Genomic DNA, 26483 nt, shown 5'->3' with positions numbered 1-26483 from the left:
CGCTCGGCTGGGCAACCCCAGCCGAGCGCCTGCATAAACTGCTCGCGGCCTGATCAACACGACCACGTGTTGCAACGATCCCTAGAAACCGCCGAGCGGTACGGCCCTTCTTTCGTCGCCGAACGCCGGGTCCGCTCCCTCGTTTCACGTGAAACACCACGGACTCGCGGCGGTCGCAGTCAGCGCGTCGCGCCCGTCACGACCCAGCGGCCGGAGCGGGAACGCAGCCACAGCGTGAGCATCCGCACGGTCATCATGAGCGTCATCGCAGCCCACAGAGCCGTGAGCCCGCCACCGAGCACGGGAACGAGCAGCGCGGCGGGGGCGAAGACCGCCAGAGTCAACAGCATCGCCCAGGCCAGATACGGCCCGTCGCCCGCTCCCATCAGCACGCCGTCCAGCACGAAGACGACACCGCATACGGGCTGTGAGAGGGCCACCAGCACCAGAGCGGGCAGAGCCGCCCGGTGGACGGTCGGATCACTGGTGAACATCGGCAGGAACAGCGGCCGGGCCACGAGCACCAGCAGTCCGAGCACGATGCCGGCACCGATGCCCCACTGCACCATGCGACGGCACGCGGCGCGGGCGCCCCACGCGTCGTCCGCGCCGAGATACCGCCCGATGATGGCTTGCCCCGCGATGGCGATCGCGTCCAGGGCGAAGGCGAGCAGGCTCCACAGGGACAGGATGATCTGGTGCGCGGCGATGTCGGCGTCCCCCAGCCGCGCGGCGACGGCTGTGGCGATCATCAGGATCGCTCGCAGCGACAGCGTACGGATCAACAACGGCACCCCTGCCTGGGCGCAGGCACGTATTCCGGCCGCGTCCGGGCGCAGCGAGGCGCCGTGCCGACGGGCACCCCGGACGACGACGTACAGGTACGCGGTGGCCATCCCGCACTGGGCGATGACGGTTCCCCAGGCGGAGCCGGCGATACCCAGGCCGACGCCGTAGACGAGCCCCGCGTTGAGGGCGGCGTTCGCCAGGAAGCCCGCGACCGCCACGTACAGCGGTGTCCTTGTGTCCTGAAGTCCGCGTAGTACGCCGGTGGCGGCCAGCACCACCAGCATCGCGGGGATGCCGAGTGCCGAGATCCGCAAGTACGTCGTCGCGAACGGAGCCGCGGTCGGCGAGGCGCCGAAGAGGGCCACGATGCCGGGTGCCGTGGGCAGGACGACGCCGATGACGACCGCTCCCAGCAACAGCGCCAGCCAGATGCCGTCCATGCCTTGGCGAATGGCGGCCCTGGGATCGCCCGCGCCGACGCGGCGCGCGACCGCGGCCGTGGTGGCGTAGGCGAGAAAGACGAAGATGCTCACGGCGGTGGTGAGAAGTGCCGAGGCGACACCGAGGCCGGCCAGCTGTGCGGTGCCGAGATGACCGACGATCGCGCTGTCGGCCATCACGAAGAGGGGCTCCGCGACCAGTGCGCCGAAGGCCGGAACGGCCAGCGCGACGATCTCCCGGTCGTGCCGACGTCCAAGGGCGCGGGGTGTCGCGGGAGCCTGTGTCATGACCACCAATCTAATCGTCCACAGGTAAGAGATGCAAAACCCCTGCACCCCTTACTTCAGCCGCTGTGTGACGCGGCGCTGTGCGCAGCCGGTGGCGATCTTGCTCCGTGTGGGGAAGTTTTTGTTCTGCACAAGCGGTGGACGGGAAAGGCCCAGGTCATAGGCGGTTTTGCAAAGGGGCTGAGGGCTTGTTCACAGAGCTGTCCACCGTGTCGTGCACAGGTTTCGCGGAGTTGTCCACAGTGTAGGGCGTCTCGTCCACATGGCCTGTGGATAACCAGATTGGCTGACGGTGCCCAGGGGCCTAACGTGGTCCGGCGCCCGCTCCCTCTCCGTCCTCGGACAACGCGCCCGACCGACGCGTCTGAACCGGAGCTGGGCTTCTCGCTTTGTCAGTGTCGTGCCCTAGAAATGGGGTGCACGGCGAGGTCCGCTCGGCGGACGGGAGGAGGCGGCCCGGTGAGCATTTCCGAGCCCTTGGACGATCAGTGGGCCGACAGCGGTCCCGGTGATCGTGTCCCCGCCTCACGCCGACGCCGCGAGGGCGGCAGGGGCCGTGACGAGCAGCACGACCGGGGCCCGGACAGCGGCGCGTGGGACGGTGGTGGCTCCGCCTTCGAGCGGGTTCCGCCGCAGGACCTGGACGCCGAGCAGTCCGTTCTCGGAGGCATGCTCCTGTCCAAGGACGCGATCGCGGACGTCGTGGAGATCCTCAAGGGCCACGACTTCTACCGGCCGGCGCACGAGACGATCTACCAGGCGATCCTCGACCTGTACGCGAAGGGCGAGCCGGCGGACCCGATCACGGTGGCGGCCGAGCTGACCAAGCGCGGTGAGATCACCAAGGTCGGCGGTGCCTCGTATCTGCACACGCTGGTGCAGACGGTGCCGACCGCGGCGAACGCGGAGTACTACGCGCAGATCGTGCACGAGCGTGCGGTTCTGCGGCGCCTGGTGGAGGCCGGTACCCGCATCACGCAGATGGGGTACGCGGCGGACGGCGACATCGACGAGATCGTCAACAGCGCCCAGGCCGAGATCTTCGCGGTGACCGAGCAGCGCACGGCGGAGGACTATCTGCCGCTGAGCGAGATCATGGAGGGGGCACTCGACGAGATCGAGGCGATCGGCTCACGGTCGGGGGAGATGACCGGTGTACCGACCGGCTTCACCGACCTGGACCAGCTCACCAACGGTCTCCACCCGGGCCAGATGATCATCATCGCCGCGCGTCCCGCGATGGGTAAGTCGACACTGGCTCTGGACTTCGCGCGAGCGGCTGCGATCAAGCACAACCTGCCGAGCGTGATCTTCTCGCTCGAGATGGGACGCAACGAGATCGCGATGCGTCTGCTGTCGGCCGAGGCTCGGGTGGCCCTGCACCACATGCGGTCGGGCACGATGACCGACGAGGACTGGACCAGGCTGGCGCGTCGCATGCCGGACGTTTCGGCCGCACCCCTCTACATCGACGACTCGCCGAACCTGTCGATGATGGAGATCCGGGCGAAATGCCGTCGTCTGAAGCAGCGCAACGATCTCAAGCTGGTCGTCATCGACTATCTGCAGCTCATGCAGTCCGGCTCCAAGCGCTCCGAGAGCCGGCAGCAGGAGGTCTCCGAGATGTCGCGAAACCTGAAGCTGCTGGCGAAGGAGCTGGAGCTGCCGGTGATCGCGCTGTCGCAGCTGAACCGTGGCCCTGAGCAGCGGACGGACAAGAAGCCCATGGTGTCCGACCTGCGTGAGTCGGGTTCCATCGAGCAGGACGCCGACATGGTGATCCTGCTGCACCGTGAGGACGCCTACGAGAAGGAGTCGCCGCGCGCGGGCGAGGCGGACATCATCGTCGGCAAGCACCGTAACGGCCCCACGGCGACGATCACGGTCGCCTTCCAGGGCCACTACTCCCGGTTCGTGGACATGGCACAGACCTGATCCGTCGTCTTGTAGGCTCTCAAATTTCGTGTCGGAATCTCAGCTCCTAGTCGGACGAGAGTCGGATGCGACATGGCTTTGAGACTCGCAGGTCGTGATCATCACCCGTTCGAGTGAAGTCGTGAAGGTGTGTCCCCGTCGGCGTATCGACGGGGACATCGTGCTGTGAACGGCAGTCCGACCTGGGGGTGGACATGGAGGCGGAGGTCAGCTTCCGTACGTAACGCGGCGGAGCCTACGCCGACGACGCCTCCACCCTCCACGCCGGCACCGGACCCCGCGCCATAGTCACCTTCCGCAACCTCGCCAGTTTGCTGTGCAGCGTCGGACCCGCCGGGGTGGGTGGGGCGGTCAGCTGGAGAGGTACTCGTATGCGTCGTTGCCGTTCCACCAGCCGCTGATCTTCCAGGAGCTCCAGACACCGGGGATGCACTTGCTGACCTTGACCCGGGTGCCAGCGGTGCGCGGCGAGTCGCCGATCTTGCCGACTCCATAGGCGCAGAGGGGGCCCAGCGTCAGGACCCGCATACCGATACTGCTCTGGGTCCGTCCGTTGTATACGCGACGGCACTCGGTGTAGGCGAGTCGAGCCGTCTTCGTCCTGATCCCGTTGCTCCAGCACTGCTGGCTGGTGACCCCCGCCGGGAGCGCGTGCGCCGCCGCACCGTCCGGAGTGCCGGCCCAGGAGACACCCGTGGGGCTGGCAGGGGCCGTGATGCCCGCCGGGGTGGCGCGCAGGGACATGCTGTCGGTTGCGGCATAAGCGGACGGGGTGAGTGCGAGACCCGCTCCGAGTGCCATGGTCGCCGCTGCGACGGCGACGTTCCTACGTGTGTTCATGATCTGGTCCTCCCTGCATCGGGTAGGTGCGGCGTGCAGTCGAACGCGCCGCCCGGCTTGCGTCACCGATGCTGCAAGGCAGTTGGCGGACACAGCCACAGAAGCCGGCAACTTGGCGCATTGATGGGACGTCGCATCCCCTGACGTGCCGGAACGCGGTCCGTCATGACGTGGGACCGGGACGCACGGACGGTCACTGGGCCTGCCTGACCGCTGGCTCGCGCAAGGACGGCCGCGGCAAGCGGAGGGGGCCACCTTCGTGAGTGGTTGTGCGAGGCGGTTGCGGTCCCAGCAGCGGCCGACCGGCCTTTGAGAGTGCGGGCGAGCACCTCGCCGTCTCCGTTCGGCGGGGAACCAACGATCGCGACCCTGGAGATCAGTCTCGGTCTTCTCTGGCCCGAGACCACGGACCGGTCGGTACCGGTGCGGCTCGGGGACCTGCCCGTCGACCGGTGCGGCATGGTTGTCGGCGACGCCACAGGGCTGGACGCGTGGACGGGAATGCAGGACGAGCTGGCCGATGTCTTCTACTGGGGCTTGTACGCGGTCGACGCGCATGCGCAGTTCGGTGGAGAGCGGATCGCGCAGTACGGCCCCGACGGGCCACATGGGTGGCTGGACCTCCCGGTGGCTGAGGCGGCCGCACGTGCGGCCGAACTCACCGTCTGGCGCGACCGCCTCCATGGCAAGGGGCTCATGGTCCCGGTCGACAAGCATACCGATTTCCACCGCTTCCAGCGGGCCGGGTGGCACCATCCGCTTCATGGCGCGATCGACGTCGGCGGTTGCCAGGTGCTGGGCATCGAATGGGACCAGGGCGACCACTCGATCAGGCACCGCGGCGAGCGAGACGCCGGCCAGGGCTATCCGGTCACGCTCGAAGCCGACGAAGCGGGCGAGGTGGTGATGCGATGGACCACCCCCCCACGACTTCGACGACGAAGACGAGTGATGAGCCCAGCTCTGGGATCCGTCATCGTCGTGAGACGGATCAATCCCCGACACGTGATGAGACAGCGTTGAAAGCGCCAGGTCACAGCGTCGGCATGTGACACGAGCCGCGAGACCCTACACGTCTTCAGGGGGCGGAGCACCAGGGAAATGCGCTCGACTCGGGATGCCGTCCCGGGTGGACTGAGGGCATGACGACATCTCAGGAAGAGCTGCTTCCCACGACGCGCCGGGCGTTGCTGCACCGCATCGCCGTGGCGCAGACGGAGGGGCGGGCGCCGTCGCTGGCGGCGGCCGTCGTCCGGGGCGGGCGGACGGTGTGGCACGGGGCGCGATCGTGTGTGGACGACCATGCGCCGGATGAGGGCGTGCAGTACCGGATCGGGTCCATCACCAAGACGTTCACGGCGGTTCTCGTCCTGCGGCTCCGTGATGAGGGGGTTCTGGACCTCGGCGATCCGCTGGAGAAGCATCTGCCCGGCACCGGGGTCGGGGAGGCGACCATCGCGGATCTGCTCGCCCATACCGGCGGCCTGGCGGCCGAATCACCCGGCCCGTGGTGGGAACGGACGCCGGGCACGCTGCGGCCCGAGCTGGCGGACGTGCTGGGCGAGCGTCCCTTGCGGCATCCGGTCGGGCGCAGGTTCCACTACTCCAACCCCGGCTACACCCTTCTGGGCGCGCTGGTCGAGAAGGTGCGTGGGGCGCCTTGGGAGGACGTCCTGCGGCATGAGGTGCTGGAGCCGCTGGGGCTGCACCGGACGAGTACGCGCCCGCAGGAGCCGTACGCCGGTGGCTGGGCGGTGCATCCCTGGGCCGATGTCATGTTGCCCGAACCGGCCGAAGACCTAGGGAGGATGGCTCCGGCCGGACAACTCTGGTCCACGACAGGCGATTTGGCGCGGTTTGCCGCCTTCCTGGCCAGGGGGGACGACCGGGTGTTGAGCCCCGGGTCGCTACTGGAGATGCGTACGCCGACCGCTCCACCGGAAACGGCGGACGTCACTGCGGGGTACGCATACTGTCTGGGGCTGGAGGTCCGGCGCTCGGACGGACGGCTCCTGGTCGGGCACACGGGATCCCTGCCGGGCTTTCTCGCCTGTCTCACGATCAGCATGGACGATGACGTCGCGGCCGTCGTGCTGGCCAACTGCACGTCCGGTCCGATGCTGTCCGCCGTGGGGGCCGATCTCGTCCGTATCGTCGCCGAGGCCGAGCCGCGGATTCCGGAGCCCTGGCGCCCGCTGCGAGAGGTCGATCCCTCGGTACTGCAGTTGGCCGGGCAGTGGTACTGGGGGACACACGGCTTCGCCCTGCGCTTCACGGCGGACGGGCTGGCCTCGCTGGAGCCGTTGTCCGGCAACGGCCGACGCTCGCGGTTCCGGGCGAACGGCGACGGCACCTGGACCGGGCTCGAGGGGTACTACGCGGGAGAGCTTTTGCGGGCCGTCGAGCGTGCGGACGGGTCCGTGAGCCATCTGGATGTCGGATCGTTCGTCTTCACGCGCCAGCCGTATGACGAGGGGGCTCCCGTGCCCGGCGGAGTGGACCCGGAGGGATGGCGGGGAATCGGCTAGTGCCTTTGCGGCACTAGCCCTTGTCGGATGGCAGGCGTCCTGTTTCACGTGAAACAGGACGCTTCGCCGTGTGCGGTCAGGTGTCTCGGAACCGCTCAGAGCTGAAGCTTGAAGCCCACGTGCGACGGCTCGAAGCCCAGGCGCTCGTAGAAACGGTGGGCGTCCGTGCGGGTGGCGTCCGAGGTCAGTTGGACCAACTGGCAGTGGTGACGCCGGGATTCAGCGATCGCCCATTCGATGAGGTGGGTTCCCAGGCCGCTGCCACGTTCGTCGGCGTGGATGCGGACGGCCTCGATGAGCGAGCGGGTGGCACCCTTGCGGGACAGCCCGGGAATGATGGTCAGCTGGAGGGTGCCGACGACCCGGCCCTCGCGCACGGCGACCACGAGGTGCTGGTTCGGATCGTTGCTCACCTGCTCCAGGGCGTTCAGGTAGGGCGTCAGGTCGTCCGGTGATTCGCGCTGGGCGCCGAGCGGGTCGTCGGCGAGCATGGCGACGATCGCGGAAACGTCGTCGGCAGTGGCGGGCCGTATCTCGAGTTCTCCCATGGCCGCACCTTAGAGCCCCTTCGGACGTCGTGCGCGGACGGGAGTGGGTGTGCGCTAGGCCGGCACGTCCAGAGACTCGACGACGCGGACCAGGGGTGCCAACTCGGGCTTCTGCGATGCCTCGGCGAGTGCTTCACGAAGGGCGGCGTCGTTGGTGGGTCGGGCTTCTTCCAGGAGCTTGAGACCGGCCTGGGTGACGTTGGTGTAGATGCCGCGGCGGTCGGTGGGGCAGAGATAGCGCGAGAGCAGGCCGCGGTCCTCGAGTCTGGTCACCAGTCGGGTCGTGGCGCTCTGGCTGAGGACCACCGCGTCGGCGACCTGCTTCATCTGCAGATGTCCCCCCTCGCCGTCGTGCTGACGGCTGAGCACGTCCAGCAGGGAGTACTCCCGCACGCTCAGCCCGTGTTTGGTCTGGAGGGCGCGCTCGAGGTGGGCCTCGATCCTCCCGTGCAGCAGGGAGAGGGCGCACCAGCCCTGTGCGAGAGCGGTGAGCGCGGGGTCCGTCGCTGACATGGCGTTTTCCTCCATCCCGGGGCAGCTCATCTCCAGGGTAGAGCACCTACGCAATAGACCGCGTTTGCAAATATAGCGCGCCTGCAATTATTGTCGAAGCGCGCAAGACACTCACGCAAACGTTGGGAAGGTGCATGCCATGCCTCTCGCGCTTCTGGCCCTCGCGATCGGGGCCTTCGGCATCGGAACCACGGAGTTCGTGATCATGGGAGTGCTACCCGAGGTCGCGAGCGACTTCGGAGTCTCCATCCCCACCGCAGGGCTGCTCGTGACCGGCTATGCCCTGGGAGTGATGTTCGGCGCCCCGATCATGACGGCGCTCGGCACCAGGGTTTCCCGCAAGCGGATGCTGATGCTTCTGATGGCGCTGTTCGTGCTGGGCAACCTGCTGTCCGCCGTCGCGCCGGTCTTCGGGCTGATGCTGGTGGGCAGGGTGGTGGCCTCCCTGGCCCACGGCGCGTTCTTCGGCATCGGTTCCGTGGTCGCCGCCGAGCTGGTCGCACCGGAGAAGAAGGCCGGGGCCATCTCCATGATGTTCAGCGGTCTGACGATCGCCAACGTGGTCGGTGTCCCGCTCGGCACACTCGTCGGACAGTCCGCCGGCTGGCGGGTCACGTTCGCGCTCGTCGCCGCACTCGGTGTCGTCGGGTTGCTGGGGGTTGCCAAGCTCGTGCCCGAGATGCCGAGGCCGGAAGGAGTGCATCTGCGTCATGAACTGGCCGCCTTCAAGAACGCGCAGGTGCTGCTTGCCATGGCGATGACCGTCCTCGGCTTCGGCGGTGTCTTCGCGGCCATCACCTACATCGCGCCGATGATGACCCACGTCACCGGCTTCGCCGACGGCTCGGTCACCTGGCTGCTCGTTCTCTTCGGCCTCGGCATGGTCGGCGGCAACCTCATCGGCGGAAGGTACGCGGACCGTGCCCTGATGCCGATGCTGTACGTGTCACTGGGCGGTCTCGCCCTGGTGCTCGCGCTGTTCACCGTGACCGCGCACACCAAGGCCCTCGCCGCGGTCACCATCGTGCTGATCGGCGCCCTCGGATTCGCCACCGTGCCGCCGCTGCAGAAGCGGGTGCTGGACCACGCGCACGGCGCCCCGACGCTCGCCTCGGCGGCGAACATCGGCGCGTTCAACCTCGGCAACGCCCTGTCGGCCTGGCTCGGTGGCCTCGTCATCGCCGCCGGTCTCGGCTACACCGCCCCCAACTGGGTCGGCGCCGTCCTCGCCGCGTCCGCCCTGCTGCTGGCGTTCCTCTCCGCAGCGCTGGAGCGCCGGGAGACGACCTCGAGCACGGTCGTGGCGGACGCCGCGCCCAGCGAACGGCGCACCGCCGTGCACCACTGAGTGGCTCTGACGAAGCGTGCCGCGTGCCCTCGACACCCGAGGGCACGCGGTGCGTCGTGCGGCTGCGTTCAGCCCGCCGCCACCGTCAGCGGGGCGAAACGCCGGGTCCAGTCGCCGGGCAGGTCCGGGATGCCGTACGTCATGACCGCGTTGACGCCCGCCGAGCTGAGACCCCGCTCCTTCAACCAGGTCAGCAGGCCCTCGTGCCGTACATCGACATCCGTGCGCAGCGGGCGGTCGGTGTGTGCGGCCAGGGAGGCGACGAGTGCCTTCGCCGTCTCCGTGTCGCGGGCGATGAGCGGGCCCACGACCTCGGTGTCCATATTGGGCCAGGCGGCCGCGTACCCGATGATCTGCCCGTTCTCCTCGGCCACCCGCAACTGGTCGGCGAAGGCGGGCAACCGGGTGATCATGTGCGTACGATCGGCACCGAACACCTCCGTATCGAGGCGGACGAGAGTGGCGAGGTCCTCCCCGGTGGCCGGACGGGTCACGACCGCGGGGGTCGGTGCCCCGGCCGTGAAGTGCCCACGGACCATCTCGGAGCTGCCGATGACCTTGAAGCCCAGCTCCTCGTAGAGGGGACGGCCGTACGGGGTCGCATAGAGGGTCAGCGGGGCGGTGCCCGCCTCTGCCAGCACATGCCGCATCAGTCGGCGGCCGACGCCCTGGCGGGCGTGCCGCTCGGCGACGAGCACCATGCCGATGGCGCACAGGTCGGGGCGGTAGGCGGGCCCGTACTCGGTGACGACGCACGCGGTGACGAGGCCGCCTCCGGGATCGTCCATCCCGTATGCCTTCCCGGCAGCGAGGAGGAGGCCCCACTTGTGCTCCTCGCGGGGCCAGCCCCGATCCTCGGACAAGTCGGCGCAGGCGATGACATCGCGGGGACTCAGACGGCGGATGGGCAGAGCGGCGAGGGCAGGTGTCGACACGCTGGTCAGGCTGTCTGACGGGGGCCATCCGCGTCCACCGGTTTGGGGCGTAACACACATGCTTTTGGCCATGTCCGTCCGACGACGCGGCACGGGGACCAGACGTTTCACGTGAAACGTCAAGGCCGGCTGTCAGCCGAGGTCCGGCGCGTGCATGGCCCGTACGCCCTCGATGTTCCCGTCCAGGTAGTGCCGTAGTGACAGCGGGACGAGATGAACCGAGGCGATGCCCACCCGGGTGAAGGGCACCCGCACGATCTCGTACTCCCCGGCGGGCTCATCGACCTCGGGACCGTGCCGCAGGCGCTCGTCCATCGACTCCAGGCGGCAGACGAAGAAGTGCTGGACCTTGACGCCGGTCGGGCCGCCGCCCTCGCCGACGTGCTCCACCGTGTCCACGAAGCAGGGGACGACGTCGGTGATCTTGGCGCCCAGTTCCTCGTGGACTTCCCGATGAAGCGCGTCGATGACGGTCGCGTCGGACGGCTCCACCCCGCCACCCGGAGTGACCCAGTAGGGGTCCAGGCCGGGTTTGGTCCGCTTGATCAGGATCAGATCGTCACCATCCAGCAGGATGGCGCGGGCGGTGCGCTTGACCACGGGGCGAACGGTCATGGGTGAAATGTGGCCCAGCATGTTCCACGTGAAACATCCCCCACCCCACATCGCACCGTCTCGCGCATGAACACCGGGCGACGTGGGTCATGGGCGTCCCCGGACCTCGTCAGCTCCGGTCACCATCGCATGCACCTTCGTCACACCGGGTCAGTCGCTCAGCCCCATTCGGCCGCCGCCCGGAGCAGGCACTCATGGGCCCGCGCGATGTGTGGCATGGCCAGCGTTCCGGTACGGACCACGAGGAAGTAGGTCCGCAGCGGGGGGACCGGGGGTTCGTGCAGGGCCACCACCTCGCCCCGCTCCAGCGCGGACGCACACAGATAGCGCGGCAGCACGGCGAGCCCGGCACCCGTGACGGCGCAGCCGAGCACGGCGCGCAGATCGGGGACGATGACGGTGCCGGAGGCGGCCGGGCGGGAGTCGAAGACGGAGGCCCAGTAGCGGGAGACGAAGGGCAGCGACTCGTGCACCTCGACCACCGGAAGGTTCTCCAGCGCGTACGCCCCTTTGCGGCGCAGTGCGCCGGAACCGATACGGGAGGCCCAGCGCGGGGCGGCGATCAGCACATGCTCCTCGTCGCACAGCGGAGTGGCCGTGAGCAGTGCACCGCGCGGCCTGGCCGTGGTGATGGCCAGGTCGTGGTGCCCGGCGGCGAGCCCTTCCAGCGTCTCGTCCACGGTTCCGAAGGAAGCGCGCAGGGCGAGCCCATGGCCGTCGTCCCCGGTCAACTCCGCGAGGGCGGGCAGGGCGCGCTCGGCGGTGAACTCCGGCGGCCCCGCGAGATGGAGAGTGCGCAGCGACACCTGCTCGTCGAGACCGGTCTCGGCGATCTCCACCAGGGCATCGAGATGGGGCGCGGCCTTGTGCGCGAGTTCGTCGCCGATGGTCGTGGGCGTCACCCCGCGTGCCTGGCGCAGGAACAGCGGGCGGCCCAGTTGCCGTTCCAGCGTGCGGATCTGAGAGGTGACCGCCGGCTGCGAGAGACCTAACAGCGCCGCGGCTCGGGTGAAGGAGCCCGCCCGGTGCACGGTCACGAAGGTGCGCAGCAGGGCCAGATCCATGGTGCCGCCTCCCCTCCCCGCACCCCCGGACGCGCCCAACTATAAATAAGTCGATAGGTCTCTGTCGCTACTGTGATTGGACACTGACGCAGAGTCAACTAGCCTTGTTCGCGCGGTTCTTTGCGCGCGGAACCGGGGCGGTCCGAGCCACGAGGGGGGAGGCTCGGACCGTCCGTCGTACGTAGAAGCGGGCCTTCGGCCGGCGGACCGGCTCCGCCGAGGTGCGTAGCCGAGGCGGTGCCCGATGACCGTCACATGGTCACTGCGCCGACTCGTCCAGCGCACGGAGCACATCGGCCACCAGGTCCTCGGGATCCTCGGCGCCGACCGACAGCCGGATGAAGCCTTCCGGCACCGCGTCCCCGCCCCAGCGCCCGCGCCGCTCGGCGGTGGACCGCACCCCTCCGAAGCTCGTCGCGTCGTCGACGAGGCGAAGTGCGTCCAGAAAGCGCTCCGCACGCAGGCGAGTGGGCAACGTGAAGGACACCACACATCCGAAGCGCCGCATCTGCTGCGCGGCGACCTTGTGGGACGGGTCGTCGGGCAGGCCGGGATACCGCAGGCCGGCCACCTCGGGGCGGTCGCGCAGGGCCTTGGCGACGGCGAGTGCGTTGGCGGCCTGCCGGTCGGCGCGCAGAGGGAGCGTGGCGAGCGACCGGTGCGCCAGCCAGGCCTCCATGGGACCCGGGATGGCGCCGACGATCTTGCGCCAGCGCCGTACGGAGGCCATCAGCGCGGCGTTCCGGGAGACCACGTACCCGAGCAGCAGGTCTCCGTGCCCGGTGAGCATCTTGGTGCCGCTGGCCACGGAGAAGTCGGCGCCCAGCTCCAGGGGCCGCTGGCCGAGCGGGGTCGCCAGGGTGTTGTCCACGGCGACGAGGGTGCCCTGGGCGTGGGCCGCCTCCGCGAGCCGCCGCACGTCGCAGACGTCGAGTCCCGGATTGGAGGGGGTCTCGATCCACAGCAGCTTCGCGCCGTCGAGTACGCCGAGCTGCGCATCGCCGCCGGTCGGCGCGGTGCGTACCTCGATGCCGTACGCCGTCAGCTGCTCGCCCACCAGGGGCAGCGCCTGGTAGCCGTCCTCGGGCAGCACCACGGCGTCGCCCGCGCGCAACTGGGAGAACAGGACCGCCGAGATCGCGGCCATGCCGGAGGCGAAGGCGAGCGTCTCCACGCCGTCCTCGCCGGGCGCCTCCAGCTCGCCGATGGCGCGCTCCAGTCCGCTCCAGGTGGGGTTCTCGTCCCGCCCGTACGTGTACGGACCGGTCGGCTCACCGGGCAGGTGGTAGTGCGCGGCGAAGACGGGCCCCGGCAAGGTCGGCTCGTGCTTGACCGGCTCGGGCAGCCCTGCGCGGACCGCGCGCGTGCCGTCGCCGTATTCCGCGCCGGCCGTACCGGCATCCCCTGAGCTCATGCCGCCCGTCCCTCCACCTGCTCGCGTACCGCGGCGAGCAGGCCGAGGCTCGCCGCCTCCACCATCTCAAGGCACTCCTCGAAGCCGTCCATCCCCCCGTAGTAAGGGTCGGGCACGTCGAGGTCGCCGTCGGCGGCAGGGTCGTAGGAGCGCAGGAGCCGCACCTTCGCCGCGTCCTGGGGTGTGGGAGCGAGGCGCCGCAGGGCCTTCAGATGCCCGGAGTCGAGGGCGATCACCAGATCCAGCCGCGAGAACCAGGAGGGCTGGAATTGCCGTGCGACGTGATCGCCGGCGTAGCCGTTCTCCTCCAGGACGGCCACGGTGCGCGGATCGGCGCCGTCTCCCTCGTGCCAGCCGCCCGTGCCGGCGCTGTCGACCTCGACCCGGTCGTCGAGACCGGCCTCCTCGATGCGGGCGCGGAAGACGGACTCGGCCATCGGGGAACGGCAGATGTTGCCGGTGCAGACGAAACAGACGCGGTAGGTCATACGGCTCAGTCCTTGTCGTCGGGCAGCACCACGTGCAGTGCCCAGGAGACGATCGAGATGATCAGACCGCCGAGGACGGCGGTCCAGAAGCCCTCGACGTGGAAGCTCAGGTCCAGCTTGCCCGCCAGCCACGAGGTGAGCAGCAGCATCAGCGCGTTGACCACCAGGGTGATCAGGCCGAGCGTCAGGATGAACAGGGGGAAGGTCAGCACTTTCACGATCGGCTTGACCAGGAAGTTCACCAGGCCGAACAGCAGCGCGACGACGATCAGCGTGCCTATCTTCCGGCCGCTGCTGGAGCCCGTCAGGGTGATCTTGTCGAGCAGCCAGACGGCGACGGCGAGGGCCCCTGCGTTGGCGATCGTCTTGACTACGAAATTCTTCATGTGTCTGATCGTGGCAGACCCGGTCAGAGGCGAGTACAGAGCAAGGGCGGACAAGGGCGATGAAGGCATTCCGGCTGGACGAACTGGAGGCGGAGCGCGCCGCCAACGAGGGTGCGTACCTGCAGTTCCTGCGGGAGCGGAACATGTCCGTCGGCCTGTACGCGCTCGACGCGGGCGACCTGGACCCGCAGAAGCCGCACCGGCAGGACGAGGTGTACTTCGTCGTCAGCGGACGCGCCTCGATCACCGTGGGCATGGAGACGACCCAGGTGGGGCGCGGCAGCGTCGTGTACGTGCCCGCCGGGGTCCCCCACAAGTTCCACCACATCACCGAGGACCTGAGGGTGCTGGTGGTGTTCTCTCCGCCCGAGAACTGAGGCGCGTCTCGGGGTTCCCTCAGGGGAGGAATCAGGGGAGGACAAGGGATGCGAGACGCCCGCCGCTCCCCTCGGCGGCCCTAGCATCGAGGGCAGGACATCGAAGGACCCGCAACGCCGCTGCCGAACGGGACGCGGGGGTGGGCCCGAAGACGTACAGAGACGCTGAGAGAGAAGGACAAGGGCGATGCGAGAGATCTTCGCGGGTTTGCCGTGGTGGGTGAAGTGGATCGCGGTGCCGGTCATCGCTCTGGTCGTCTTCGGCGGCGTGATCGCGTCCGTCGTCGGCTTCGTGATCTGGCTGCTCTTCAAGGTGCTGCTCTTCGTCGCGCTGGTCGGCGGACTCATCTACGTCGTGCGGAAGTTCATGTCGAGCTCCACCTCGCGCGGAGACTGGTGAGCCGTCCGGAGCGCGCCGAGCCGGAGGGACGCGCCACGGGGCGGCGCCCCGCCGGAGCAGGGGCCGTGCGGTAACAGGGAACCCGATGTTCCCTCGGGGGAGGGAAGTTTTCCCGGCGGCGCCGTCGGACTGCGGTGGCGGACCGTTAAAGTCCGGAACTCGCGCGCGGCAGGCCCCGCGCGCGGCGCATCCCCTCCCGCGTCCCCGCACGGGAGGCCACCCTCGCGCTCCGGGAGTGATCTTTGGCCACGGTTGGCACCGCATCCGCAGACGCAACCGCCCCAACCGCCCAGCGACGGACCTCACCGGCGCAGGCGCACACCTCTCTCCCGCCCGGGCAACCTTCCTCCACCACCCTCATCGGGTCCGTACAGCGTGCGATGCGTCTGCTCGAAGCCGTCGCCGGACGCCCGTACGGGGCCACCGCCAAGCAACTGGCCCGTGAGGTCGGCCTGGCGCTCCCCACGGCCTACCACCTGCTGCGCACCCTGACGCACGAGGGCTATCTGCGCCGCGAGAAGGGCCTGTTCTTCCTCGGCGAGGCCGCGGAGCGCCTGAGCGCCCGCGCAGCCCAGCAGAAACGTCGCAGCACGGTGGACGAAGCGCTCGCACAATGGCGTGATTCCATCGGTGTTCCCGTGTACTACGCGGTCTACCGCGAGGGCGAGATCGAGGTGCTCGGCGTCGCCGACAGCCCCGGCAACCCGGCGGTCGAGGAGTGGGCCGACTTCCGGGAGACCGGGCACGCCCATGCGATCGGCCAGTGCCTGCTGTCCCAGCTCGATGAGGACGCCCGCCGAGACCACCTCGACCGCTACCCCGTTCGGGCGATCACGCCGTACACCGTCCATGACGAGCGCATGTTCCTCCGCCGACTGGAACGCCTGACGGGCATCGAACCCGTGATGGAGCGCCAGGAGTATGCCCTCGGGACCGTCTGCGCGGCGATTCCCCTGACGGCGGGTTCGACGGCGGCGACGGTGGCGATCTCCCTGCCGTCGTGTGAGGTTGATCGGCTCCCGTCGGCGGCACGTCGGCTGCAGGAAGAGATCGGACGGATGCTCGGTGCGCTCACCCTCTCTATCAGCATCTGAAAACTCACTCCTTGTGATCTGCCATCTACGTTCAGCAAACTTCGGGCAGGTGTCAGGGGATGCTTCCTGGCCAGTCGACGGCTACTGACGGGGTAGACGATGCGCGAGTCGGTACAGGCAGAGGTGATGATGAGCTTTCTCGTCTCGGAGGAGCTCTCGTTCCGCATTCCGGTGGAGCTGTGTTACGAGACCTGCGATCCCTATGCCGTGCGGCTGACCTTCCACTTGCCCGGGGACGCCCCGGTGACCTGGGCTTTCGGGCGTGAGTTGCTGGTCGACGGGGTGGGTCGGCCGTGCGGCGACGGAGATGTGCATATCGCGCCCGCCGAGCCGGACACCTTCGGCGATGTGCTGATCCGGCTGCAAGTGGGTCCCGACCGGGCACTGTTCCGGTCCGGGGCGGTGCCGCTGGTCGCGTTCCTGGACCGCACGGACAAGCTCGTGCCGCTCGGGCAGGAGGGCTCCCTCGCGGAGTTCGACGCACATCTGGACGAGGCGCTGGACCGGATCCTGGCCGAGGAGCAGAGCGCGGGCTGATGCCGGCCTTCTGTGCTGTAACGGTTCCTCGCGGAGGTGCATGGGGCGCGGTGAGTGCCGTAACGCTTCTGCGGGCCGTCCCCATGGCTCCGGTGCGTCAGCGCCTGCGGCGCCGCCCCCGGCCACTGCGAGCCGGTGCGGCGGGGGGCCGGTCCGAGCGGTCGGCGGAGACCACGAGGGCGGCCAGCGCCGTGGTCACCGGCACCGAGGCGACCAGCCCGATCGAACCGACGAGGGTGCGCACGATCTCCTCCGCGACCAGTTCGCTGTTGGCGACGGTGACCACGCTGCTCTGCGCGATCGAGAACAGCAGCAACAGAGGCAGCGCGGCGCCCGCGTACGCCAGGACGAGCGTGTTGACGACCGACGCGATGTGGTCGCGGCCGATGCGGATGCCCGCACGGTACAGACCACGCCAGCCCATCGTCGGGTTCGCTTCGTGCAGTTCCCAGACCGCCGACGTCTGCGTCACCGTCACATCGTCGAGGACGCCCAGCGAGCCGATGATGACGCCGGCCAGCAGCAGGCCGCTCATGTCGATACCGGGATACAGGCCGTGGATCAGACCGGTGTTGTCGTCGGTGTTGCCGGTCAGCGCTGCCCAGCCGATGAACAGTGAGCCCAGCACACCGATGAGGGACAGGGAGACGAGGGTGCCGAGGACGGCAACCGAGGTGCGTGCCGAGAGCCCGTGGCACATGTAGAGGGCGATCAGCATGATGGCGCTGGACCCGACCACGGCCACGAGCAGCGGGTTCGAGCCCTGCAGGATCGCCGGCAGGATGAACAGGCTCAGCACGAGGAAGCTGACGGCCAGCGCGACGAGCGCCATCACGCCGCGCATCCGGCCCACGACCACCACGGCGACGGCGAAGACACCGGCCAGCAGCCCCATGGGAACCTTGCGGTTCACATCGGCCACCGAGTACTGCAGATCCCTGGGGGCGGACGGTTCGTACGCGACCACGACCTTCTCGCCCTGATGCAACTGCCGTGACTGGTCGGGCTGGACGATCTCCGTGAACGTCCTGCCCTGGTCCTTGCCCGTGTCGACGCGGACGGTCGCCTTCTTGCAGGTGCCGGTCGACTGCTGCTGGGCCGCGGAGCCCTCCGCGGTGGAGGTGTCGCCGGTCGGAGTGTCACCCGAGGCGTTCACGGACTTGCAGTCCACCTCCACGACCCTGCTGACCGTGGCCTGCTGGGTCTGCCGGTCGAATCCGACACCGGTGCGCTTGTGCGAGGGCACGCCTCCGGGCCACAGCACCACAAGACCGACCACCACGGCCGCCGTGAAGGGGATGAGCACCGCGGCGATGACCCCGCGCAGGTGCCGCGACACGGGGGCTGCCGGGCCATGGCTGTGGGAGTGGGAGTGGCCGGGCCCCACGCTCGGTCCATGCCGGTGGCCGGCGCCCGGCCCCTCGCCGGGTACGTCGCCGTGGCCGCGGCCGTGGGGCGGGTCGGGCGGCTGATACGGGGGCGGGTGTTGTGTCGTGGTCACCGATGCATCATCGCAAGAAGGCGTGAGGCCCACTGTTCAGCTCGCGCAAAGAGACGCTAGCGTGGGAGCACCTTTGCACACGCGGGAGCTCGGAGCACCGGGCTGAGAGGGCGCTGACCTCCGCAGACGCGATGTTTCACGTGGAACATCGGCGGGCGGAAACCGCTGCGTCGACCGCTGAACCTGTTACCGGGTAATGCCGGCGTAGGGAGTAGGTCTCATGACCAACAAGGACGTACGCACGCCTGCCTCCGCTCAGGACGAACAGTCCCCGGAGGCCGGAGGGTCCATCGGCTGGCACAAGGCGTACATCGAGGGCTCACGCCCTGATCTGCGGGTGCCGGTGCGTCGGGTGCACCTCACCAACGGGCAGTCCGTCACCCTGTACGACACCTCCGGCCCGTACACCGATCCACTCGTCGAGACGGACGTCCGCAGGGGCCTGGCCCCGCTGCGGGAGAACTGGATCACCGCCCGTGGCGACACGGAGGAGTACGCGGGCCGTCCCGTCCGCCCCGAGGACGACGGGATCAAGCACACCTCGCCGCGGGGCGGACTGCGCAACCTCGACGCGGTGTTCCCCGGGCGGCCGCGTCAGCCACGCCGCGGCCGCGACGGCAAGGCCGTGACGCAACTGGCGTACGCACGCCGCGGGGAGATCACGCCGGAGATGGAGTTCGTCGCCCTCCGGGAGAACGTGTCCCCGGAGGTGGTGCGCGAGGAGATCGCCGCGGGCCGGGCGGTCCTCCCGGCGAACATCAACCACCCCGAGATCGAGCCGATGATCATCGGCAAGCGGTTCCTGGTGAAGGTCAACGCCAACATCGGCAACTCCGCGGTGACCTCCTCCATCGAGGAGGAGGTCGAGAAGATGACCTGGGCGACCCGCTGGGGTGCCGACACGGTGATGGACCTGTCCACCGGCCGCAACATCCACACCACGCGCGAGTGGGTGCTGCGCAACTCCCCCGTGCCGATCGGCACGGTCCCGCTCTACCAGGCGCTCGAGAAGGTCGACGGGAAGGCCGAGGAACTGACCTGGGAGATCTACAAGGACACGGTCATCGAGCAGGCCGAGCAGGGCGTGGACTACATGACGGTGCACGCGGGCGTGCGTCTGCCGTACGTACCGCTGACCGCGAACCGCAAGACGGGCATCGTCTCGCGTGGCGGCTCGATCATGGCGGCCTGGTGCCTCGCGCACCACAAGGAGTCGTTCCTGTACGAGCATTTCGAAGAGCTCTGCGAGATCCTCGCGGCGTACGACGTCACCTACTCGCTGGGCGACGGCCTCCGGCCCGGCTCGATCGCGGACGCCAACGACGAGGCACAGTTCGCCGAGTTGCGCACCCTCGGGGAACTCGGCCGGATCGCCAGGCGCTTCAACGTACAGACCATGATCGAGGGCCCGGGGCACGTCCCGATGCACAAGATCAAGGAGAACATCGACCTCCAGCAGGAGATCTGCGATGAAGCTCCGTTCTATACGCTCGGCCCGCTGACGACGGACATCGCGCCGGCGTACGACCACATCACCTCCGGCATCGGCGCCGCGATGATCGCCTGGTGGGGCACGGCCATGCTCTGCTACGTCACGCCCAAGGAGCACCTGGGCCTGCCCAACCGCGACGACGTCAAGACCGGTGTCATCACCTACAAGATCGCCGCTCACGCGGCCGATCTCGCCAAGGGGCACCCGGGTGCGCAGGCGTGGGACGACGCGCTGTCCGACGCACGCTTCGAGTTCCGCTGGGAGGACCAGTTCAACCTGGCCCTCGACCCGGACACGGCCCGCGACTTCCACGACGAGACCCTCCCGGCGGAGCCGGCCAAGACCGCCCACTTCTGCTCGATGTGCGGGCCGAAGTTCTGCTCGATGAAGATTAGCCAAAGCATCACAGAGCGGTTCGGTGGGACGGCGGCTGAGGGGGCGTCGCCTGAGGAGATCGCTGAGGGGATGCTCCAGAAGTCGAAGGAGTTCGCTGAGGCGGGGAACCGGGTGTACCTGCCGATCGCGGACTGATCCCCGCTCTACGGCGGCCCGTGCTACCAGTTGGCCTGAGGCTGGCTGGGCACGGGCCGCTTGTTCGTTCGGCGCAGGGTGACTGAAGCACCGGGTCAATCGCTTGCTGATGTACCCATAAGACCGTGCCGGTATATCGCTGGGAATTCCGGCGGTTGATCATGTCTCAAAAAAGCGGTCGCATGACCTGATTCGATGCGCGTTCGACACCTTGTACGTCGGTAGTGGTGTATCGCAACAAGGGGGCGCACGTTTCCATGAATGCGCCCCTTGACTCCGTGCCCAAGTCGCTGCAGGCTGAGTTCCGGAAGATACGCGCGTAGAGTTCGGCCCAATGCCGTTTATGCGCACGGGTCCAGCGCTCATGTCTGAGTGCTCACTTTCAGGAAGGTAGTAACCATGATCGAGACATTGATGACACCCCGAGTGAGGAAACCATGCTCCGAAAATACGCAACGATTGCATCCACCCTTTGGGTTTTTTTCTCCGGCGCCCCAGGTGCAACATGGCGGTTCGTTTGTAGGGTCGTGCGTGCCATCCGAACGAGGGTGGGGGGCTTCTGGCAAGCTGTGCGTCGACTTGAGCGACAAATTCGCCCCCATGTTCGACGGGCTCAAATTCTAAATCTCTATTGTCACGCCAGCCTTGGCCTACTGGCGTTGTATGAAACGACCCGAGCGGCGATAGACCCCAGTTACGTTCCGCTAGGGCATCGAATTCTTGAATTCCTTCTGTCGGTATTTGGCAGAATGTAATAATTAAGCCTATGTGCGTATCCATCCACTGAGCGGCCGTCAGCGCGCGACGGCCGCCTATTTATTTGTGCGGGCTACTTCGAGTGCTTCGGAGTAGTGCTCGGGCTTTCGTTCGTAACGACGGTGCAGACATCGGCAACCACTCCGGGGCGTCCCGGAGGTGGGCGCCCCGGTCTTGCGGACGTCGATGGCGCCCGGTCGTCGGCCGGGGCCCGTCACTCCGGCTTGTGCTCCGGCCCGCCGAAGTCCGGGCTCGTGAAGTCCGGGCTGCTGAAGCTGGGGCGCGTACCGGCGGCCGGACCGCTGTCGGGGCTGCTGAACCCCGGGCGGTCGTAGCCGAGGTGCGGAATGCGGCCGGCGGTCGTCTCCGGTGCCTTCCGGGCCATCGCGGCCGTGCCCGGGTCGCCGAGCGCCTCCCGGAGGAACGGCAGGATGCCGCGCTCCAGCAGCGCCTCGTGCCAGGCCTCCCTGGCGCGCGCCACCTCCGTCGCCAACGTGCCTGACACGTCCGCTCGTTGCGCCGAGGAGCTGTTGCGCAGGGCGGTGAGCAGCAGGCCCACCGCGGCGACCAGGATCGATGCCGCGGTCACCGCGCCGAAGACCCACCCGGTGGTCAGGAGTGTCCGGGCGAACGCCTGATCGGGGTTGACCATCTTGAGGATGTAGCCCACGAGCAGAAAGATCGCCGCGGCGGCACCCGCGAGGAAGGGGGCGAGGACCGCGATGACGGCACCGGTCCCGGCGCTCGAGGCGGCCTCTCCCACGGCGGCGGCGAGCCCCAGAGCGTCCAGGTCCGGCTCCGGGGAACCGGGGCCGCTGTCCTGGACGGACGGGGCGGACGGGACGGATGGGGTCGACGGGGTGGACGGCGCCGGCCGGCGCAGTTCCTCGCGGACCGTCACATAGTGCTGGTACTCGGTGGCCGCCGCCGCGGTGATGAGGGCGGTGGCGTTCAGCGCCATCGTGCGCAACTGTTCGGGGTTCAGCCGCTGACCCACAGCGGCCAGATCCGGGCGGTGTGGTGCGGAGCGCAGCGCCTCATCGAGGATCCGCTCGTAGTCCTGGCGGTCCTCGCTCAGCAGGTGCTGCGGAACGCTGTTCATGTGCATCCCCCGATGCTCCGTAGGGCTTGGGGCTCGGCATGCTGACGAGCCGTCGGGCAGAAACGGAGGGGAGCCTGCTACGGATAAGCCGATGGTAGAGCGGTGACGGCGCGCGGTGACAGGGGGTTTCCGGAAATTGGCCCCGGCCTGCGCTTCTCTGCGCGCTCCTCCGCCGGGGACACCTGCCCGCGGAATGCTCAGATATCCAGGGGAAGTTGCTGGACCAGCAGCTTTCCGGCCATGGTCACGCCGCCGTCCATCGCGATCGCCAGTCCGTCCGCATAGATGTGCGGCCCCTCGACCACCGGACCCGTGTCGTCCTCGCCGTCCTCCGAGCCGACCTCTCCGAGGAGGTAGGGAATGGGGCTGTGACCGTGGACGATGCGACGGCCGCCGTAGGTGTCCAGCAGGGCCCGTACGGCGTCGGGGCCGCCCTCGTCGCGGAAGGAGAACCGTTTGGTGAACTTGCGGAAGAGGTCCCACACCTCGTCCGCGTCGTTGCGGGTGAGCGTCTCGCGGATGGTGTCGTTGACCGCTTCGATCGAGTCGCCGTAGTCGAGGTAGGCGGTGGTGTCCGAGTGGACCAGCAGATGCCCGTCTACCTCCTCGACCGCGTCGAGGCGGGCCATCCACTGCAGGTGGTGGTCCTGCAGTCGGTCCATGTCGGTCTTCTGACCGCCGTTGAGCAGCCAGGCCGCCTGGAAGGTGGCGGTGCCCGCACCGGAGTTGACCGGCGTGTCGCCGAACCGCTTGGCGCCGAGCAACAGCAGCTCGTGGTTGCCCATGAGCGCCTTGCAGTAGCCGCCCGCCGCGGCCGCCTCCGCGGACAGCCGCATCACCAGGTCGATGACGCCGATACCGTCGGGACCGCGGTCGGTGAAGTCGCCCAGGAACCACAGCCGCGCCGTGCCCGCGCACCAGTTCCCCTGGGCGTCGATGAGGCCCTTCTCCTGGAGAGCAGCCACGAGCTGGTCCAGGTAGCCGTGCACGTCCCCGACGACGAAGAGCGGACCGGGTCCCTCCGCGGACTGCGGGGCGGGCGCGGAGGTGGGAGCGACGTTCACCTGAAGCGTGTCACCGCGGTTGACGACCGGAAGATCCCGTTCGGTGGGCGTGTACGCGTCGGAGTATCCGTCGGGGTAGGCCTCCGGGGCGGCGACGGGTCCGGCGACCTGGCCGGGGGGCGTGCTCTGCGCGTACGGACCGGCCTCGTTGACGTACGCGGGCACCCGGAAGTCGCGCAACGTCGCCGTCCGCTCCGCCTCGGGTCCCTGACCGGCCCCCTGAGTCATCGACCCCTCCACCATCGCGCCGCATCTGCACCGCATCGGACTGCCTGGTCGCAGCGGCCCGCGGTGTCGTGGGCCCATCATAGGAATGCGGATCGCGCCATGTGATGACCCAGGGGTGGTGAATCGGGGAAGCCCTCTGGTGCACTGCGGCTTTCGCCCGAAATGGGCGGGGGTTTCCCCGCCGGTGCCCCGGCCCCGCGCCGCCCGCGGGCAACCGGCACGTCGCCCACGGGCCACCTGCGGGCTACCCCTGTTCGGGCGACCGGGGAGGGCTGACCGTGGTACGGGGCGGACGCCGCTCGGACGAGGTACGCACGATCAGTTCCGTCGGTATCACCTGCTCGACCGGTTGCTCCGGCTGGACGCCCTCGATGGCGTCGATGAGGAGCTGGACCACCGCGGTGCCGATCCGGCGCGGTTTGAGGGAGAGCGTGGTGACGGGAGGTTCGGTGTTGGCATACACGGCGGACTCGCTGCAGCACACCAGCAGCAGGTCGTCGGGGACGCGCAGGCCGTAGCGGCGGGCGGCGGCGAGCAGGTCGGTGCCGTTCGGGTCGAAGAGCCCGTAGACCGCGTCGGGGCGGTCCGGGCGGGCCAGCAGCCGGTCGGCGGCGACGGCGCCCGCGCACGGGTCGTGGGCCGGGTAGGCCTCGTAGACCGGGTCCTGGCCGACGCGCTCGCACCAGTTGAGGTACGCGGTCGTGGACAGGTGCGTGTACGTGTCCGTCGTGGTGCCGGTCAGCAGGCCGATGCGGCGGGCACCCGCGTCCGCCAGGTGGTCGAGGATGCCGAGGACGGCCGCCTCGTGGTCGTTGTCCACCCAGGCGGTGACCGGGAGGGAGCCGGCCGGGCGGCCGTCGGAGACGACCGGTAACCCCTGCCGGACCAGTTCGGTGACCACCGGGTCCTGGTCGGAGGGGTCGATGACGACCGTGCCGTCCAGGGCCACGTTCGACCACACGTCGTGGCGTGAGGTCGCGGGCAGGATGACCAGCGCGTATCCCCGGGCGAGCGCGGCCGAGGTGGCGGCCCTGGCCATCTCCGCGAAGTACGCGAACTCGGTGAAGGTGAAAGGTTCATCCCCGTACGTGGTCACGGTCAGGCCGATGAGGCCCGACTTGCCGGTACGGAGGGTGCGGGCCGCGGCCGAAGGGCGATAGCCCAGCCGGTCGGCGACCTCGCGCACGTGGCGTCGGGTGGCGTCCGGGAGCCGGCCCTTGCCGTTGAGGGCGTCGGAGACGGTCGTGATGGAGACCCCGGCGGCGGCGGCCACGTCTCTGATGCCCGCCCGGCCCGGCCGACTGCCTCGACGGGAGGTCTCGGCCCGGCTCACCTGGTGCTTCCCTGCTGCTGTCATGGCGAGCCGATAGTAGGGCTCATGTGGTGGGGTAGTGCGGACGCATATGCACCCGTTGACAGTCACGTTTCTGCATGATCAAAAACCATCAAGAAGCTTGGAATGCAAGGGACTTGAACGATCTAAGGCCAATAGATGGCGTGACGGCCCGCATGGACCTGTCCAGGTGGCCGTATTGCGAAGAGGTCTCAACTCACCTTCACGGGTGATGCGCGCCACGGCGTGAGCCACCGGCGCGTGCGAGAGGGAGCGACGCGCCCCCGGATTCGCGCGCCTTCGTGCGGTGGGTGCGCTCGGTTCGCACGACAACGCATCGGGGGTACGTACGGCGATGCACCCGGGTTCGTACGACAATGCACCAGGGTGCTCATGGCTGTCCGCCCGGGTGCACGTCCGTCCGCCCGGGTCCGTACCGCCGTCCGCCCGGGTGCACGTCCGCCCCCCGGGTCCGTACCGCCGTCCGCCCGGCCGTCGGCCTGTTCATGCCGTGATCCGGGCGGGACGGACGGGTTGTCCACAGCCCATTCGCAGCGGCGTCGAATCCTCATAAGGTGAGAAGCATTGGATGCCGGTGGCGGTCACGAGCCGGTGGCGTGCGCGAGGAGGACTGTGGTGAGCGAGACGAGCCCGAGGCTGCGTGCCGAGCTGGAGGACATCCCCACCTACAAGCCCGGCAAGCCCGCCGCGGCCGGCGGCCCGGTGGCCTACAAGCTGTCCTCGAACGAGAATCCGTACCCTCCGCTTCCGGGCGTGATGGAGACGGTGACCGCGGCGGCCGCGTCCTTCAACCGCTACCCGGACATGGCGTGCACGGGTCTGCTGAGCGAGCTGTCGGAGCGCTTCGGGGTGCCCCAGTCGCACCTTGCGACCGGCACGGGCTCGGTCGGGGTCGCCCAGCAGCTGCTGCAGGCCACGAGCGGCCCGGGCGACGAGGTGATCTACGCCTGGCGGTCCTTCGAGGCCTACCCGATCATCACCCGGATCAGCGGTGCGACCTCGGTGCAGGTGCCGCTGACCGAGGGCGAGGTGCACGACCTGGACGCGATGGCCGACGCGATCACCGACCGGACCCGCCTGATCTTCGTATGCAACCCGAACAACCCGACCGGCACGGTGGTGCGCCGGGAGGAGCTGGAGAGGTTCCTGGACCGGGTGCCGGGCGATGTGCTGGTCGTGCTCGACGAGGCGTACCGCGAGTTCATCCGCGACGTCCAGGTGCCGGACGGCATCGAGCTGTACCGCAAGCGGCCGAACGTGTGCGTGCTGCGCACCTTCTCCAAGGCCTACGGCCTCGCCGGGCTGCGTGTCGGCTTCGCGGTCGCGCACGAGCCGGTGGCCGCGGCCCTGCGCAAGACGGCGGTGCCGTTCGGCGTGAGCCAGCTTGCGCAGGAGGCGGCGATCGCCTCGCTGCGCGCCGAGGACGAGCTGCTCGGCCGGGTCGGGTCGCTGGTGTGCGAGCGCATCCGCGTGGTGGACGCGCTGCGTGCCCAGGGCTGGACGGTGCCCGAGACGCAGGCGAACTTCGTGTGGCTGCGGCTGGGGGAGCGCACGGTGGACTTCGCGGCCGCCTGCGAGCAGGCCGGCGTGGTCGTGCGGCCCTTCCCGGGCGAAGGGGTGCGCGTGACGATCGGCGAGGCCGAGGCGAACGACATCTTCATGAAGGTGGCGGAGGGCTTCCAGAAGGAGCTGTAGTCGCGCCGAGTCCTCCCGGGCCCCGCGTGAGCGGGGCCTGCGGCCGGGCGGGCGGGCCCGCGGCCGGGTCGGGTGATTGTGCCAGACGCCGAGCGGCCCGCTTAGGGACCCCCCACCCCTCCGGCTTGTCACCGCCATGCGCCATAATTGCTTGTGAATGTGAACGCGTTCACAAGCGAGCCCGATTGCTCCCCCGATGGGTGGGGCAAGCAGGGCAAACT

24 protein-coding genes are annotated in these 26483 nt (G+C 68.9%); 10 read left to right on the top strand and 14 right to left on the bottom strand.

Annotated features, from left to right (window positions below):
• Positions 1-179 precede the first annotated feature (179 nt).
• Positions 180-1517 (bottom strand): MATE family efflux transporter, encoded by a 1338-nt coding sequence (locus ACZ4SW_RS32830; RefSeq protein ID WP_468252588.1) that lies wholly within the window; start codon positions 1515-1517, stop codon positions 180-182.
• A gap of 459 nt (positions 1518-1976) precedes the next feature.
• Between ACZ4SW_RS32830 and dnaB the strand changes: the two genes are divergently transcribed.
• Positions 1977-3452: a replicative DNA helicase gene (gene dnaB / locus ACZ4SW_RS32825; RefSeq protein ID WP_468252587.1), complete on the top strand. Its 1476-nt coding sequence runs from the start codon at positions 1977-1979 to the stop codon at positions 3450-3452.
• 351 nt (positions 3453-3803) lie between these two features.
• On the opposite strand, the gene ACZ4SW_RS32820 is transcribed toward dnaB, so the two are convergent.
• Complete coding sequence (locus tag ACZ4SW_RS32820; protein ID WP_468252586.1) at positions 3804-4292, bottom strand: hypothetical protein; 489 nt, start codon at positions 4290-4292, stop codon at positions 3804-3806.
• 315 nt (positions 4293-4607) lie between these two features.
• On the opposite strand from ACZ4SW_RS32820, the gene ACZ4SW_RS32815 reads away from it, so the two are divergent.
• Together ACZ4SW_RS32815 and ACZ4SW_RS32810 are read left to right on the top strand one after the other, a co-directional pair.
• The gene (locus ACZ4SW_RS32815) at positions 4608-5315 is read left to right on the top strand and encodes a hypothetical protein (protein ID WP_468252584.1); all 708 of its coding nucleotides are present in this window, start codon (positions 4608-4610) and stop codon (positions 5313-5315) included.
• A gap of 119 nt (positions 5316-5434) precedes the next feature.
• Entirely contained in the window at positions 5435-6820 is a 1386-nt protein-coding gene (locus ACZ4SW_RS32810; protein WP_468252583.1) for a serine hydrolase domain-containing protein, read from the top strand.
• A gap of 95 nt (positions 6821-6915) precedes the next feature.
• On the opposite strand, the gene ACZ4SW_RS32805 is transcribed toward ACZ4SW_RS32810, so the two are convergent.
• Together ACZ4SW_RS32805 and ACZ4SW_RS32800 are read right to left on the bottom strand one after the other, a co-directional pair.
• Positions 6916-7368, bottom strand: a complete 453-nt coding sequence (locus tag ACZ4SW_RS32805; protein ID WP_468252581.1) for a GNAT family N-acetyltransferase — start codon at positions 7366-7368, stop codon at positions 6916-6918.
• Positions 7369-7422: 54 nt separating this feature from the next.
• Positions 7423-7881: a MarR family winged helix-turn-helix transcriptional regulator gene (locus ACZ4SW_RS32800; RefSeq protein ID WP_468252580.1), complete on the bottom strand. Its 459-nt coding sequence runs from the start codon at positions 7879-7881 to the stop codon at positions 7423-7425.
• 139 nt (positions 7882-8020) lie between these two features.
• Between ACZ4SW_RS32800 and ACZ4SW_RS32795 the strand changes: the two genes are divergently transcribed.
• The gene (locus ACZ4SW_RS32795) at positions 8021-9229 is read left to right on the top strand and encodes an MFS transporter (RefSeq protein ID WP_468252578.1); all 1209 of its coding nucleotides are present in this window, start codon (positions 8021-8023) and stop codon (positions 9227-9229) included.
• A gap of 68 nt (positions 9230-9297) precedes the next feature.
• On the opposite strand, the gene ACZ4SW_RS32790 is transcribed toward ACZ4SW_RS32795, so the two are convergent.
• The 6 genes from ACZ4SW_RS32790 to ACZ4SW_RS32765 form a co-directional block, all read right to left on the bottom strand.
• Positions 9298-10164: a GNAT family N-acetyltransferase gene (locus tag ACZ4SW_RS32790; protein ID WP_468252577.1), complete on the bottom strand. Its 867-nt coding sequence runs from the start codon at positions 10162-10164 to the stop codon at positions 9298-9300.
• 132 nt (positions 10165-10296) lie between these two features.
• Positions 10297-10779, bottom strand: coding sequence for an NUDIX domain-containing protein (locus ACZ4SW_RS32785; RefSeq protein ID WP_468252576.1), 483 nt, complete (start codon positions 10777-10779; stop codon positions 10297-10299).
• Between the two features lie 158 nt (positions 10780-10937).
• Entirely contained in the window at positions 10938-11843 is a 906-nt protein-coding gene (locus tag ACZ4SW_RS32780; RefSeq protein WP_468252574.1) for a LysR family transcriptional regulator, read from the bottom strand.
• 259 nt (positions 11844-12102) lie between these two features.
• Positions 12103-13257, bottom strand: a complete 1155-nt coding sequence (locus tag ACZ4SW_RS32775) for a cystathionine gamma-lyase (RefSeq protein WP_468252573.1) — start codon at positions 13255-13257, stop codon at positions 12103-12105.
• A complete protein-coding gene (locus ACZ4SW_RS32770) occupies positions 13254-13745 on the bottom strand; it encodes a low molecular weight protein-tyrosine-phosphatase (protein ID WP_468252571.1) in 492 nt (163 codons plus the stop codon). The genes ACZ4SW_RS32775 and ACZ4SW_RS32770 overlap by 4 nt, the downstream gene beginning before the upstream one ends.
• Before the next feature lie 5 nt (positions 13746-13750).
• Positions 13751-14131 (bottom strand): phage holin family protein, encoded by a 381-nt coding sequence (locus tag ACZ4SW_RS32765; RefSeq protein WP_468252568.1) that lies wholly within the window; start codon positions 14129-14131, stop codon positions 13751-13753.
• Between the two features lie 59 nt (positions 14132-14190).
• Here ACZ4SW_RS32765 and ACZ4SW_RS32760 point away from each other — a divergent pair, with 59 nt between their 5' ends.
• From ACZ4SW_RS32760 to ACZ4SW_RS32745, 4 genes are all read left to right on the top strand, one after another.
• Positions 14191-14508, top strand: a complete 318-nt coding sequence (locus ACZ4SW_RS32760; RefSeq protein ID WP_468252567.1) for a cupin domain-containing protein — start codon at positions 14191-14193, stop codon at positions 14506-14508.
• A 187-nt stretch (positions 14509-14695) separates the two neighbouring features.
• The gene (locus ACZ4SW_RS32755; protein WP_468252565.1) at positions 14696-14908 is read left to right on the top strand and encodes a DUF5326 family protein; all 213 of its coding nucleotides are present in this window, start codon (positions 14696-14698) and stop codon (positions 14906-14908) included.
• A 359-nt stretch (positions 14909-15267) separates the two neighbouring features.
• Positions 15268-16002: an IclR family transcriptional regulator gene (locus tag ACZ4SW_RS32750; RefSeq protein ID WP_468252606.1), complete on the top strand. Its 735-nt coding sequence runs from the start codon at positions 15268-15270 to the stop codon at positions 16000-16002.
• A gap of 99 nt (positions 16003-16101) precedes the next feature.
• Positions 16102-16539: an SsgA family sporulation/cell division regulator gene (locus ACZ4SW_RS32745; RefSeq protein WP_468252564.1), complete on the top strand. Its 438-nt coding sequence runs from the start codon at positions 16102-16104 to the stop codon at positions 16537-16539.
• Between the two features lie 97 nt (positions 16540-16636).
• Here the strand turns inward: ACZ4SW_RS32745 and ACZ4SW_RS32740 are convergent, their stop codons facing one another.
• The gene (locus ACZ4SW_RS32740; RefSeq protein ID WP_468252563.1) at positions 16637-18040 is read right to left on the bottom strand and encodes a YibE/F family protein; all 1404 of its coding nucleotides are present in this window, start codon (positions 18038-18040) and stop codon (positions 16637-16639) included.
• A 220-nt stretch (positions 18041-18260) separates the two neighbouring features.
• Here ACZ4SW_RS32740 and thiC point away from each other — a divergent pair, with 220 nt between their 5' ends.
• Complete coding sequence (thiC, locus tag ACZ4SW_RS32735; RefSeq protein ID WP_468252561.1) at positions 18261-20063, top strand: phosphomethylpyrimidine synthase ThiC; 1803 nt, start codon at positions 18261-18263, stop codon at positions 20061-20063.
• Positions 20064-21033: 970 nt separating this feature from the next.
• Here thiC and ACZ4SW_RS32730 read toward each other — a convergent pair.
• From ACZ4SW_RS32730 to ACZ4SW_RS32720, 3 genes are all read right to left on the bottom strand, one after another.
• The gene (locus ACZ4SW_RS32730) at positions 21034-21927 is read right to left on the bottom strand and encodes a hypothetical protein (RefSeq protein ID WP_468252560.1); all 894 of its coding nucleotides are present in this window, start codon (positions 21925-21927) and stop codon (positions 21034-21036) included.
• Positions 21928-22118: 191 nt separating this feature from the next.
• On the bottom strand, positions 22119-23213 hold the full coding sequence (locus ACZ4SW_RS32725; RefSeq protein WP_468252558.1) for a metallophosphoesterase: 1095 nt from the start codon (positions 23211-23213) through the stop codon (positions 22119-22121).
• Between the two features lie 244 nt (positions 23214-23457).
• On the bottom strand, positions 23458-24570 hold the full coding sequence (locus ACZ4SW_RS32720) for a LacI family DNA-binding transcriptional regulator (RefSeq protein WP_468252556.1): 1113 nt from the start codon (positions 24568-24570) through the stop codon (positions 23458-23460).
• Between the two features lie 612 nt (positions 24571-25182).
• On the opposite strand from ACZ4SW_RS32720, the gene hisC reads away from it, so the two are divergent.
• The gene (gene hisC, locus ACZ4SW_RS32715) at positions 25183-26262 is read left to right on the top strand and encodes a histidinol-phosphate transaminase (RefSeq protein ID WP_468252555.1); all 1080 of its coding nucleotides are present in this window, start codon (positions 25183-25185) and stop codon (positions 26260-26262) included.
• Positions 26263-26483: the final 221 nt, after the last annotated feature.

It is taken from the genome of Streptomyces sp. NPDC028331 (assembly GCF_055565775.1).
The sequence above is the reverse complement of the archived record's forward strand: the minus strand, read 5'-3'. Positions and strand labels throughout refer to the sequence as shown.